Source organism: Pseudomonas sp. B6001 (assembly GCF_013386015.1).
Classification (GTDB): domain Bacteria; phylum Pseudomonadota; class Gammaproteobacteria; order Pseudomonadales; family Pseudomonadaceae; genus Aquipseudomonas.
In genome coordinates, this window is the sequence record NZ_JACAOX010000020.1 from 125,054 (window position 1) to 136,628 (window position 11,575).

Below are 11,575 nucleotides of genomic sequence, written 5' to 3' on the forward strand. Positions count from 1 at the left end.
GTTACACCTTCCTGCCGCGTATATGGGTCCGGCGATACTGCTCCGGCGTGCAGCCGGCCTGGCGCTGGAACATCGCGATAAACGCCGAGGCCGTGCTGTAGCCCAGGTCAAACGCAACTTCCTGGACGCTGCGCGCGCTGTCCAGCGCTTCGATCGACGCCAGGAACCGCAGGCGTTGGCGCCATTCGCCGAAGCTCATCCCCAGCTCACGCACAAATTGCCGCGCCAGGGTGCGCTCACTGACATGCACCTGCTGCGCCCACTGGGCCAGCGCGCGGTTATCGCCAGGGTCGGCCTGCATGCCCTCCAGCACACTGAGCAACCCGGGATGGCTGGCATACGGCAGGAAACAATCGTGCACCGGCGCCTGCCTGAGCTGGTCTACCAGCACCTGGGCCAGGCGCACGTCGGCTTCGTTCTCGGGAATGTTGACATCACGCTCGGCGAAATCACTGAGGATCGCCTTGAGGATATCGCTGATGGTCAGGGTGCACGGCTGCGCCGGCAATTGCTCGCACAAGGCGGGCGCCAGATATACGGAGCGGTAGACGATCGCCTGGGCGTTGTAGGAACTGTGCTGGGTGTTGGGTGGGATCCATACCGCATATTGCGGCGGCGACATAAAGCGACTGCCGGCCACTTCAAAGCGCATCACGCCACGGGCCGAGTAGTCCAGGGAACCCCAGGCATGCTGGTGCGCACTGGCATGGGTGTCAGCCTCGAATTCCGAATAACGGAAATACACCGGGGCCGGCAACTGGTCAAAATCGGGAAGGTTGATGTACTTCTTGAGCATGTTGTCTGGATACAAAGGTCGGATGGCTGGATCGAAGTATAGGCTTCGATCCAGACAAAGGATAATCACCGCTCATAGACGCAATTGGTTCTTTTCGATGCAATACGCTTATCCGTTACTGGCCATTTTTATCTGGGCCGGCAATACCGTGGTCAACAAACTCGCGGTGGGGACGATTTTCCCTGCCGAGATCGGTTTTTACCGCTGGCTGCTGGCCGGCCTGCTGTTTACCCCGTTCATGCTCAAACCCGTCATCGCCAACTGGCCGCTGATTCGTCCCAACCTGGGCAAGGTCTTCATCCTCGGCGTGCTGGGCATGGCGGTGTACCAGAGCCTGGCGTATTACGCCGCGAACCTGACCTCGGCCACCAACATGGGCATCATCCTCTCGCTGATGCCGCTGATGGCCCTCACCGCCGCCATCATCAGCCTTGGCCAACGCCTGACCTTCGGCGCCCTGACCGGTGCCGTGCTGTCGTTCGCCGGCGTGGTAGTGGTGGTTTCCGCCGGCAGTCTCAGCGCCCTGCTGCAACACGGGCTGAATATGGGTGACGCGATGATGCTGGTGGCCACCCTCGCCTACGCGGTCTACAGCACCCTGCTGAAAAAATGGCAGCTGCGCTTGCCGCCACTGGTTTTGCTGTACCTGCAGGTGCTGGTGGCGGTGGTGGTGTTGTTTCCGCTGTTCCTGCTCTCCGACAAGGCCGGCCTTGGCTGGTCGAATATCCCGCTGGTGCTGTACGCCTGCCTGCTGGCCTCGATGCTCGCGCCGCTGGCCTGGATGCATTCGGTGAAGACCCTCGGCCCAAGCCGCACCACGCTGTTTTTCAACCTGCTGCCGCTGATCACCGCGTTGATTGCCGCAGTGGTGTTGAAGGAGCAACTGGCGCTGTATCACCTGGTGGGCGGCTTGCTGACCCTGGGCGGGGTGATTTTGTCGGAGCGCTGGACGACGCCGGTTCGCAGCAATGTCAGCGCGCAGGAAGCTACTTGAGCCCCACCACTCCGGCGACGATCAAGCCCACCGACACCAGCTTGATCAGCGTCAGGCTCTCCCCCAGCAACGCGAACCCGAGAAACACCGTGCCCAGTGAGCCAATGGCGGTCCAGATCGGGTAGGCCACGCTCACCGGCAACTCACGCATGGCCAGGGTCAGGAAGTAGATCCCGCCCACGGCCGCGATGACGGTGACCAGCGACGGCCACAGCCGGGTGAAGCCGTCGGCGTACTTCATGCCCATGGCGAAGGTCACCTCAAAGCCGGCGGCGATCAGCAGGAAAAGCCACGACACTTCAGAAGCTCCCGGCCAGGTCGCGCAGTTGCCCCTCGACTGCATCGCAGGAACGGCGGAAAACGCTCGGGTCGGACTCTTCGCCTTCTGCGGCGATCACCGTGACGTCTTCAATGCCGATGAACCCCAACGCGGTCCGCAGGTGCGGATCGGCGTGGTTCATCGCCTCGTTTTCCCCGCCCGGGCCAAAGCCGCTGCCGCCGCGACTGGTGATGATCAAGGCCTTTTTGCCCAACAATAACGGCTGGTACTGGGCGATACCCTGGCTGTCCTGGGTGATATCCACGGTGTGGCCCATGCGTACGATCTGGTCGATCCAGGCCTTGAGGCCGCTGGGAATCCCGAAGTTGTACATCGGTACGGAAATCACCAGCAGTTCGTGCTCGACCAGCTCGGCTACCAGCTCATTGCTCAGTTGCAAATCGGCGTGCATGGACAACGGCATCGCCTGCGGCTCCGGGTGGAAGCTGGCGGCAATGAACGCCTCGCTGACGTGGGGGATAGACGCCCGGCCCACTTCGCGACGGGTCAACTGCGCGTCGGGATTGGCGGTGTGCCAGGCGGCCAGGAACACCTCGGCAAGGCGCCGGGAGTGGGAACGTTCGCCGCGGGGGCTGGAATGGATCGCAAGCATTTTTTTCATCTGTAGGCCTTCACACGCTAGACTCAGGCAACCTGAATGGCTGCCTCTGTTGCGCATAAATCTAGAGCCGAGCGGCCACCCTCACAAATGAGCAATAGTTGTTTTGGATGAACTGAATTCATTCATGGAGCCTCACATGTTTGCTTCGCTGCCCCTGACCGCCCTGCGCGCCTTTGAATCGGCCTCGCGCCTGTTGAGCTTCAAGGCCGCCGCCCAGGAGTTGTCGGTCACGCCGACGGCGGTATCCCACCAGATTCGCTCCCTGGAAACCTGGCTCGGCGTGCCACTGTTCGAGCGCCTTCCGCGCCAGGTGCGCCTGACGGAACGCGGCGAGCGCCTGTTCCACAGCCTGCACGGCGCCTTGCTGGACGTCGCGCAAAGCGTCGACACCCTGCGCCCGCAACGCAGCGCCGGCAATCTCACGCTCTCCACTACGCCGGCGTTTGCCGCTCTGTGGCTGGTGCCGCGACTCGGGCGCTTCTATGCCGCCCATCCGGATATCAGCCTGCGCCTGGACACCAACTGCGCCGTCGTCGATTTACAGCAGGATGCCAGCGTCGACCTGGTGATCCGCTACAGCATCGACGACTACACGAACCTCTACGGTTTGTGCCTGTTCGACGAATGTTTCGCCGTGTATGGCTCCCCCGAACAAGTCGCCCTGGCGCGCGAGCGCACCCCGACCCTGATCAGCGTGCGCTGGCACAACTCCAGGCTGTACGCCCTGGGCTGGCAGGCCTGGTGCGAAAAGGCCGGGGAAGACTGGTTGCAATCCGCTTCGCCGCTGCGCGAATACGACGAAGAACACTACGCCCTGCAAGCGGCCATCGCCGGCCAGGGCCTGGTGCTGGCGAGCAATATCCTGGTCTCGGAAAGCGTCGCCAGCGGGTTGCTGGTGCCTTACCGGCCACAGGTCCGCGTCAACGGCGCCGGCTACAGCGCCCTGTGCGTACCGGGACGGGAACGGCACCCGCCGGTCCGGGCGTTTTTTGAGTGGTTGCAGGAGGAAGCGCGGCTGTCGGGGCACGCTCTGTAAAATCCGATAAAACTTTTTGCGTTGCCTGGGACTCACAACTTGGAGCGATCACGCCGGCAGAGCGTGGCGCAAAACCGGATTAGTACCAGGAGAATGAGATGACTGACTCACATTTGTCTGACGTAGCCACTTTACGTGACCGCGCCCGCAAGAACGTCGAAAACGGTGCCGTGACCGAAGGTTATGACGCCGACCGCCAGGAAATCCTGCGTCTGCTCAACGAATCGCTGGCCACCGAACTGGTGTGCGTGCTGCGCTACAAGCGCCACTACTTCATGGCCAATGGCGTCAAGGCGCATGTCGCCGCCGAGGAGTTCCTCGAGCACGCCACCCAGGAAGCCGAACACGCCGACAAGTTGGCCGAGCGTATCGTGCAGTTGGGTGGCGAGCCGGAGTTCAACCCCGACCTGCTGTCGAAGAATTCCCACGCGCAGTACGTGGCCGGCAATACGCTGAAGGAGATGGTCTACGAAGACCTGGTGGCCGAGCGCATCGCGGTAGACAGCTATCGCGAAATCATCCAGTACATCGGTGACAAAGACCCGACCACTCGCCGGATCTTCGAAGACATCCTGGCCCAGGAAGAAGAACACGCCGACGACATGGCGGATATTCTGAAGGACCTGTAACTAACACAGCTAACACCGCAAAACCCATGTGGGAGCGGGCTTGCTCGCGAAGGCGGTGGGTCAGTCGGAACATTCTTGACTGATCCACCGCCTTCGCGAGCAAGCCCGCTCCCACATTTGGCTCACGGTTTTGTCAGCTAGCCTTTCACTGTTTTAGGTGCCTTGCCTTCCTTCATCTGTTGCAGCAGCGGCGCACACTGGTTCGGCTCATCGCCGCTCGGTGCCACCAGCGCCAGCAAACCCGCCGCCGGGCCGGCAATCACACCCAAGGCAACCATGCCCGCACCACGCAGCATCAGCGGCACCGCCTTCACGCCAGCATTCGGTTTGATAAACGGCCCGTTGACGTACAACGGCGAGCGCAGGGAGAACAGGCGGAAGCCTTTGGACTCCGGGGTAATGGTCAGGTCAAGCTGCTCGCTGGCCATGTTCGCGGTGCCATCGATGTAGATGATCGCGTTCTCGGTATCGAACACAAACAGGCGAGTCGTCGCCAGGCCCGACTTGATGCCGAAGTCTGCGGCCGCACAGTTTATCTTCACTTCCTTGTCGCCAAACAGGCGGCCGACCACGTAGTTGCCAACGTTGAGCCCGGCGATTTCCATCAGTCCGCGGCTGATGGCGCCGTCGTTGATCAACATCTTCAGATCGCCATTCGACGTGCCAAGCAATGCCGCGACGGAGTTGCCGCGTCCGGAAATGTCCGCGTCGCCGTTGAGCTCACCGAAGCTGGTTTTCATCGGCTCGAAGGTCGGGAACAACTGCTTGAGCTTGAAGTTGCGCGCGGTGAGTCTGGCCTGGCCTTCCATCGGCGTGGTGCGCCCGTTGAGACGAATCTGCGCGTCGAGCTTGCCACCGGCCACGCCGAAACGCAGGGGCTCCAGGCTCAACTGCCCGTCGTTCAGCACCAGGTGAGTGTAGAGATCGGTGAACGGCAATTCGGCACTGTGGACGATGCGTTTGCCGGTGAATTCGACGTCGGCATCCATGTCGCGCCAGCGCTCGGTGCGGAACTCTTCCACCGGCAGCACCTTGGTCGCCGGCTGCTTGCTTTCGCCGCCACGGGCTTTTTGCTTGGCGTTGGAGTCGGCACCGATCAGCGGCGCCAGGTCGGTCATCAACAGCTGGTTGGAGACCAGCGCCCCGGTGAGCTTGGGCCGCGGCTGGCTGGCGACGTAGCCGAGGTTGCCGTGGATGTCGCTGTTGCCGATCTTGCCGTTGAAGTTTTCATACTGGAACGACGCGCCACTGGCCTCATGCAACTTGGCGATCAGGTGGCCGTCGGTGGAATAGGCCGGCGAATCCGGCAAGGTCACGCCGGTCAGCGGGTACAGGTTGCCCAGGCTGCTGCCGGAGAGTTTGAGGCGCAGGTCGAGGGCGCCAAGGTTCATCGGGTCGGTCAGGGTGCCGGCCAGCGCGATGCTGGTGTCGCCGATCCTGGCCTGGGCTTGCAGCGGGAAAGGCTTGGCCGCGTCCTGCAAGGCCAGCAGGCCACCGATCTTGCCGGTGCCATCGAGTTTCTGGCCGTGGTATTGGCCCTTGACCTTGAGGCCGAACGCGTAATCCTGCGGCGCCGAGCCTTTTTCCAGGGCTTTCCTGGCGTCGGCATCGCCGACGATCTCGCCGAAGGGGATCGGCTTGCCGAGCAGGTCGATCACGACGTCGAGCTGGGTCTTGAGAGTCTGGTCGTCGAGGGTCACATGGCCTTTGTCGAAGCCGATGGCGCCGATGTCCACCACCCAGTTGGACGGTTCGGCATTCGGGTCCTTGGGGTCGAACTTGAAGGTCCAGTTGGCGCGGCCATCGGCCAGGCGCTGCAACTGCGCACTCGGTTCGGTGAGGTCGATACGCGGGATCACCACGCGCTGGGCCAGCAACGCCAGGGGCGAGATACGCAACTCCACGCGCTTGAGGGTGACCATCTGCGGGGCTTTCGACCAGTCGGGATTGCCCAGGGTCAGGTCTTCGGCAATCACATGGGGCCACGGAATCCAGGCGCGCCAGCCACCCTCATCGGGCTCGCGCTGCCACACCACTGCCAGGTTGCCATTGATGGCAAACGGTCGATGCAGCTCTTCGGAGACCTTGGCGTTGAGGGGCGGCTTGATCCGGTTCCAGTCAAAGAACACCAGGACCAACACCACAATGGCGATTAACAAAACGAAGCTGGCGCAGCTCCAGGCGAGAATTTTACGAGTGCGCGTCATTGCACAGGACTCCAGGTTACGACTGAGCGGGCGCTTTGCGGCGCGCGTTTTGACTACAGCTTATATGGCTACGACTGACAAACGGCGCGGGGGTTTAACCCCATTGATGAATTCCTCATAAAAACCGCCTTTCCTGACCAACCAGACAGTTTCAATCATCAACGACGCACCGTTGTTACCCACGTTCGTGTCGAAAATACCCACCTCGGTGCAAAAGCGCGGGCTTGAGACCTGCGAGATAGAGCCTTCGCAGGGAACAATCAATTCTGTTGATTATTACCATTGTGTTTATGAACTTTTATATCGACTTATCAAGAGTAGCATTAGCCCTGTACCCAATTTATCGCCCTCCCAAGGAGCAACCCATCATGAAACGCCAAATACTCGCAAGCTTTGCACTTTCCCTCCTGGCCACCAGCGCATTTGCCCTGCCAGCTGCTGAACAGGCAACCCCACAAGTGAAAGCCGACGCTTCCCACTTCAGCCAAACCCTGGCTCGCAGCGGCGCTTCGGACAAGAACAACACCGACTACAACGGCAGCATCACTGAAAACGGTTCTGAACAAGCCAACAAACGTGCCTACACCGAAGGCGTTGCTGAAGGTGGCCGTGACCGTCTGGAACAGAAAGGCCTGGTTGAAGGTGGCGCTGATCGCCTGATGGAACGCAACGCTGTTGCCGAAGGTGGCCGTGATCGCCTGGAACAGAAAGGCCTGGTTGAAGATGGTTCGAGCCGCGCCAACAAACGCGCTTATGCTGACGGCGTAGTGGAAGGCGGTGCTGACCGTCTGGCAGAACTGCATCAAGCACAGAGCTAAGCCCGTGCTGGCCCTGGAAAAAAGCCCGATCAGCCGATCGGGCTTTGACTTTGTGTGAACCGCAACGCCCTTCTCCCTTTTGAAGTTCGACGCTGGCAAAGCTGATTTGCTAGAGTGCGTCGCTGTCCTTGTCCACAAAGCCCGCCTGCCAATGCTGCCCCGCGCCGAACAGAAGCAACAGACCCGACTCGCCCTGATGGACGCAGCCCGCCATCTGATGGAGTGTGGCCGTGGGTTCGGCAGCCTCAGCCTGCGTGAAGTGGCCAAGACCGCCGGCATCGTGCCCACCGGTTTCTACCGTCACTTTGCCGATATGGATCAGTTGGGCCTGGTATTGGTCAGTGAAGTCGGCCAGACCTTTCGCGCGACGATTCGCCTGGTGCGCCACAACGAATTCGTGATGGGCGGCATCATTGATGCCTCGGTACGGATTTTCCTGGATGTGGTCGCCGCCAACCGTTCGCAATTCCTGTTCCTGGCCCGCGAGCAATACGGTGGCAGCCTCGCCGTTCGCCAAGCCATTGGTGCCCTGCGTGAAGACATCGCCAGCGACCTCGCCGCCGACCTGACCCTGATGCCCAAGCTCCAGCACCTGGATGCCGACGGCCTGCACGTGATGGCCGACCTGATCGTCAAGAGCGTGTTCGCCACCCTGCCCGACATTATCGACCCGCCCGCCGAAGCGCTGCCTGCGCACCTCACGCCACAAGCCAAGATCACCCAGCAGCTGCGTTTCATCTTTATCGGCCTCAAGCATTGGCAAGGCCTGGGCAGCACCGAATAACTCAGCGCACGGTGTGAAAACGCTTGGCGGTGGTGTAGTTCCGGTTCCAATAGCTGTTGGCCAGTGAGTCGATGCGCACGCTTTTGCCCGTGCGTGGCGAGTGGATGAACTTGCCCTCTCCTATATAGAGACCAACGTGGCTGACCTGGCCGCGCCCATTGCCCCTGAAAAACACCGCATCACCCGGTTGCAACGCATTGCGCTTGACCGTGGCCGCGGTTGAGCGGTGCATCGCCGAGGTGGTGCGAGGCAGATGAATGTTGGCTTCGGTCTTGAACAGGTACACCAGGAAGCTGCTGCAATCGAAGCCCTGCTTCACCGAAGCGCCGCCCAATTTATAGGGCGTGCCCAACAGCTCGTGGGCGCGGTCGATCACGTTGTCGATAGTAGGTGGCGGGGCGAATGCCGGAGCACGCTGAAGGTTGGCCGAAGCAGATGAAATGGCGAGCGACAAACTGACAATGAGTAAACAGAAAAATGACTTGTACATGGTGGAAACCGCTGAAGATTAAATACGGAGCGGAATCCTAATGAAACAGCGCGTAACGCAACGCACGGCAAATCCTGCAAGTGCGTAGGAAAAGTCCCAAGCAATCAAAACTCATAAAAGATGAAAGAAATTTCATGCACCAAGCAATGGAATTCAACGCCGAGCGCCCGGATCCGGTGCTATAAATCCAACCACGCACCAAAATGAAACATTTTGGAATAATTTCCTGCGCCATCAGGTGGCACAAGTCGCCTGCCTACAGGGAATTCCTACTCCCCGCGTGGTTGGCAAGACCCTTGCTCTAGCTTGCTTATCGCTCATAGCTGGAAGCTTTCTGATGCTGGTGATCCACCGCCGAATCGCCCCCCAACCCGTCTGGGCCGCAGAGTTGCTGCTGAATTTCGAAGCCCGCAGCAAAAGCCGCCTGCGCTGTATCAGTGCCGACGGAGAAGACGTCGGCCTGTTTCTGGAGCGCGGCCAACCGCCGCTGCACGATGGCGAATTCCTACAGGCTGAAGACGGACGTGTCGTACGCGTGTGCGCCCGGCCTGAACAACTGCTGCACGTCACCTGCGGCAATGCCTTTGAACTGACCCGCGCCGCCTATCACCTGGGCAACCGCCACGTGGCGCTGCAAGTGGGTGACGGTTGGCTGCGCCTGCTCGATGACTACGTGCTCAAGGCCATGCTCGATCAGTTGGGCGCGACGACCGAGACCATCGAGGCCCCCTTCCAGCCGGAACACGGCGCCTATGGCGGCGGCCACCACCATTCCCGCCATGGCGACGAAGACTTCAACTACCCGCCCAAGCTGCACCAGTTCGGCGTACGTCTATGAACCCAGCCTGGGCGCTGTTGCGTCTGGCCAGTCCGCAGCTGCCGATTGGTGGCTACAGCTATTCCCAGGGCCTGGAAATGGCCGTGGAGCAAGCCCGCGTGACCGACCCGGCAAGTGCCGGGCGCTGGATCAGCGATCAACTGTTGCTCAACCTGGCGCGCTTCGAAGCGCCGCTGCTGCTCGCCCACTGCCAGGCCGCCGCCGAACAGGACTGGTCGCGCCTCGCGCAGTTGTGTGAGGAACACCGCGCCAGCCGTGAAACCCGCGAGCTGTATCAGGAAAGCCGGCAGATGGGCTATTCCCTGCACCAGCTATTGAACGGTTTACCGGAGCTGGATGACGCCGCCCGAGAATTTCTGGCACAGCGCTCCGAACCGCACCTGGCCCTGGGCTGGGCCCTGGCCGCCCGCGCCTGGCAGATCAGCCCGGATGACGCCCTGGCCGCCTGGCTGTGGAGTTGGCTGGAAAACCAATTGACGGTGCTGATGAAGACGCTGCCTCTGGGCCAACAAGCCGCCCAGCGCCTGACCAGCGAACTGCTGCCGCTGCTGCAACAAGCCCAGCAGGACGCCAGCCAGCTTGACCCCAATCACTACGGCAGCGCCGCGTTTGGCCTGTCCCTGGCGTGCATGGCCCATGAGCGCCAGTACAGCCGCCTGTTCCGTTCCTAGGGCACTTTATCTTGGAGAATCACATGAACACCCAACCCCTGCGCGTCGGCATCGGCGGCCCGGTCGGCTCCGGCAAGACCGCCCTGACCCTGGCCCTGTGCCTGGCCCTGCGTGATCGCTACAACCTGGCGGTGGTCACCAACGATATCTACACCCGCGAAGACGCCGACTTCCTGGTGCGCAACCAGGCCCTGGCGCCCGAGCGCATCATCGGTGTGGAAACCGGCGGCTGCCCCCACACCGCGATTCGCGAAGACGCCTCCATCAACCTCGAAGCAGTAGACCAGTTGAACCGTCGCTTTCCCGGCCTGGACCTGATCCTGGTGGAATCCGGCGGCGACAACCTGTCGGCCACCTTCAGCCCGGAACTGTCGGACCTGACCATCTACGTGATCGATGTGTCGGCCGGCGACAAGCTGCCGCGCAAAGGCGGGCCGGGAATCTGCAAATCCGACCTGCTGGTGATCAACAAGATCGACCTGGCGCCGTTGGTAGGCGCATCCCTGGAGCTGATGAACAGCGATACCCAGCGCATGCGCGGCGGTAAACCTTTCGTCTTCAGCAATCAGAAAACCGGCGTCGGCCTGGAAGAAATCGTCGCCTTCATCGAACGCCAGGGCTTGCTGACCGCAGCCTGATCAACCCCCACAAGGAGCCTGTCCATGCGCCTCAATACACTTCTCGCTGCCGCAGCCTTGCTGCTCACTCCCGCCCTCGCCTTCGCCCACCCCGGCCATGGCGACAACGGCCTGGTGGCCGGTATCAGCCACCCGCTGGGCGGCATCGACCACTTGCTGGCAATGGTCGCCGTGGGCCTGTGGGCCGCTCAACAAAAAGGCTCGGCGCGCTGGGCGCTGCCGTGCACGTTTGTCGGCACCATGCTGATCGGCGGGATGCTGGGCTTTGAAGGGCTGGAACTGCCGGCGCTGGAAAGCGGGATTGCCGCGTCGGTGCTGGCGCTGGGCCTGGCGGTAGCGCTGGCGGTGCGGCCGCCGTTGTTCGTGGCGGTGGCGGCGACGGCGCTGTTTGCACTGTTCCATGGCGTGGCCCATGGTTTGGAGCTGCCGGACATGTCCAGCCCGTGGGCGTATGCCATAGGGTTTGTGGGTGCGACGGCGGTTTTGCATGCTGCCGGTTATGCCGTGGTGCGTTTCCTGCCGGCGGCGGCTGCGCCGTTGGTGCGGGTGGCGGGTGCGGCTTCGGCGGCGACCGGGGTTTGGTTGCTCGCTGCCTGATTTTCGGTGCTCCTGAGGGCCTCTTCGCGAGCAAGCCCGCTCCCACAGTCGACTGCATTCCAACAATGGAACTCGATCGAATGTGGGAGCGGGCTTGCTCGCGAAGGCGGCAGTAAAGACAACACCGATCCCAAGC

General features: G+C 61.6%; 14 protein-coding genes. 9 read left to right on the forward strand and 5 right to left on the reverse strand.

Going from position 1 to position 11,575, the window contains the following annotated elements; all coding sequences use genetic code 11:
- Position 1 precedes the first annotated feature (1 nt).
- Entirely contained in the window at positions 2-796 is a 795-nt protein-coding gene (locus HX821_RS22540) for a helix-turn-helix transcriptional regulator (protein WP_003217407.1), read from the reverse strand.
- Between the two features lie 97 nt (positions 797-893).
- Here HX821_RS22540 and HX821_RS22545 point away from each other — a divergent pair, with 97 nt between their 5' ends.
- A complete protein-coding gene (locus HX821_RS22545; protein WP_177028640.1) occupies positions 894-1,790 on the forward strand; it encodes a DMT family transporter in 897 nt (298 codons plus the stop codon).
- Here the strand turns inward: HX821_RS22545 and HX821_RS22550 are convergent.
- Both HX821_RS22550 and HX821_RS22555 read right to left on the reverse strand, forming a co-directional pair.
- Complete coding sequence (locus HX821_RS22550) at positions 1,783-2,088, reverse strand: multidrug efflux SMR transporter (RefSeq protein ID WP_102367994.1); 306 nt, start codon at positions 2,086-2,088, stop codon at positions 1,783-1,785. The genes HX821_RS22545 and HX821_RS22550 overlap by 8 nt on opposite strands.
- A gap of 1 nt (position 2,089) precedes the next feature.
- Complete coding sequence (locus tag HX821_RS22555) at positions 2,090-2,731, reverse strand: FMN-dependent NADH-azoreductase (protein ID WP_087693121.1); 642 nt, start codon at positions 2,729-2,731, stop codon at positions 2,090-2,092.
- A 124-nt stretch (positions 2,732-2,855) separates the two neighbouring features.
- Between HX821_RS22555 and HX821_RS22560 the strand changes: the two genes are divergently transcribed.
- Positions 2,856-3,767, forward strand: a complete 912-nt coding sequence (locus HX821_RS22560; RefSeq protein ID WP_085984661.1) for a LysR substrate-binding domain-containing protein — start codon at positions 2,856-2,858, stop codon at positions 3,765-3,767.
- A gap of 98 nt (positions 3,768-3,865) precedes the next feature.
- A complete protein-coding gene (locus HX821_RS22565; protein ID WP_003217418.1) occupies positions 3,866-4,396 on the forward strand; it encodes a bacterioferritin in 531 nt (176 codons plus the stop codon).
- A gap of 137 nt (positions 4,397-4,533) precedes the next feature.
- Here HX821_RS22565 and HX821_RS22570 read toward each other — a convergent pair whose 3' ends face one another.
- Positions 4,534-6,603: an AsmA family protein gene (locus HX821_RS22570; protein WP_003217419.1), complete on the reverse strand. Its 2,070-nt coding sequence runs from the start codon at positions 6,601-6,603 to the stop codon at positions 4,534-4,536.
- Positions 6,604-6,971: 368 nt separating this feature from the next.
- Between HX821_RS22570 and HX821_RS22575 the strand changes: the two genes are divergently transcribed.
- Both HX821_RS22575 and HX821_RS22580 read left to right on the forward strand, forming a co-directional pair.
- Positions 6,972-7,421, forward strand: coding sequence for a hypothetical protein (locus HX821_RS22575; RefSeq protein ID WP_003217421.1), 450 nt, complete (start codon positions 6,972-6,974; stop codon positions 7,419-7,421).
- A gap of 151 nt (positions 7,422-7,572) precedes the next feature.
- Positions 7,573-8,205, forward strand: a complete 633-nt coding sequence (locus tag HX821_RS22580) for a TetR family transcriptional regulator (protein ID WP_003217423.1) — start codon at positions 7,573-7,575, stop codon at positions 8,203-8,205.
- 1 nt (position 8,206) lies between these two features.
- Here the strand turns inward: HX821_RS22580 and HX821_RS22585 are convergent, their stop codons facing one another.
- Positions 8,207-8,695, reverse strand: coding sequence for a C40 family peptidase (locus tag HX821_RS22585; RefSeq protein ID WP_003217425.1), 489 nt, complete (start codon positions 8,693-8,695; stop codon positions 8,207-8,209).
- Positions 8,696-9,032: 337 nt separating this feature from the next.
- On the opposite strand from HX821_RS22585, the gene ureE reads away from it, so the two are divergent.
- The 4 genes from ureE to HX821_RS22605 are packed head-to-tail and all read left to right on the forward strand — an operon-like array spanning position 9,033 to position 11,439.
- The gene (ureE, locus tag HX821_RS22590) at positions 9,033-9,533 is read left to right on the forward strand and encodes an urease accessory protein UreE (RefSeq protein WP_177036422.1); all 501 of its coding nucleotides are present in this window, start codon (positions 9,033-9,035) and stop codon (positions 9,531-9,533) included.
- A complete protein-coding gene (locus HX821_RS22595; RefSeq protein ID WP_177036423.1) occupies positions 9,530-10,204 on the forward strand; it encodes an urease accessory protein UreF in 675 nt (224 codons plus the stop codon). Before ureE ends, HX821_RS22595 begins: the two co-directional genes overlap by 4 nt.
- Before the next feature lie 23 nt (positions 10,205-10,227).
- Positions 10,228-10,842, forward strand: coding sequence for an urease accessory protein UreG (gene ureG, locus HX821_RS22600; protein WP_003217431.1), 615 nt, complete (start codon positions 10,228-10,230; stop codon positions 10,840-10,842).
- A 24-nt stretch (positions 10,843-10,866) separates the two neighbouring features.
- On the forward strand, positions 10,867-11,439 hold the full coding sequence (locus HX821_RS22605; RefSeq protein WP_087692463.1) for a HupE/UreJ family protein: 573 nt from the start codon (positions 10,867-10,869) through the stop codon (positions 11,437-11,439).
- Positions 11,440-11,575 lie beyond the last annotated feature (136 nt).

Excerpts from the sequence above, each read along its gene's own strand:
- HX821_RS22540 (WP_003217407.1), bottom strand. The coding sequence starts at position 796 with ATGCTCAAGAAGTACATCAACCTTCCCGATTTTGACCAGTTGCCGGCC.
- HX821_RS22555 (WP_087693121.1), bottom strand. The coding sequence starts at position 2,731 with ATGAAAAAAATGCTTGCGATCCATTCCAGCCCCCGCGGCGAACGTTCC.
- HX821_RS22565 (WP_003217418.1), top strand. The coding sequence starts at position 3,866 with ATGACTGACTCACATTTGTCTGACGTAGCCACTTTACGTGACCGCGCC.
- HX821_RS22580 (WP_003217423.1), top strand. The coding sequence starts at position 7,573 with ATGCTGCCCCGCGCCGAACAGAAGCAACAGACCCGACTCGCCCTGATG.
- HX821_RS22575 (WP_003217421.1), top strand. The coding sequence starts at position 6,972 with ATGAAACGCCAAATACTCGCAAGCTTTGCACTTTCCCTCCTGGCCACC.
- HX821_RS22545 (WP_177028640.1), top strand. The coding sequence starts at position 894 with ATGCAATACGCTTATCCGTTACTGGCCATTTTTATCTGGGCCGGCAAT.
- HX821_RS22585 (WP_003217425.1), bottom strand. The coding sequence starts at position 8,695 with ATGTACAAGTCATTTTTCTGTTTACTCATTGTCAGTTTGTCGCTCGCC.
- HX821_RS22595 (WP_177036423.1), top strand. The coding sequence starts at position 9,530 with ATGAACCCAGCCTGGGCGCTGTTGCGTCTGGCCAGTCCGCAGCTGCCG.
- HX821_RS22570 (WP_003217419.1), bottom strand. The coding sequence starts at position 6,603 with ATGACGCGCACTCGTAAAATTCTCGCCTGGAGCTGCGCCAGCTTCGTT.
- ureE (WP_177036422.1), top strand. The coding sequence starts at position 9,033 with ATGCTGGTGATCCACCGCCGAATCGCCCCCCAACCCGTCTGGGCCGCA.
- ureG (WP_003217431.1), top strand. The coding sequence starts at position 10,228 with ATGAACACCCAACCCCTGCGCGTCGGCATCGGCGGCCCGGTCGGCTCC.
- HX821_RS22605 (WP_087692463.1), top strand. The coding sequence starts at position 10,867 with ATGCGCCTCAATACACTTCTCGCTGCCGCAGCCTTGCTGCTCACTCCC.
- HX821_RS22560 (WP_085984661.1), top strand. The coding sequence starts at position 2,856 with ATGGAGCCTCACATGTTTGCTTCGCTGCCCCTGACCGCCCTGCGCGCC.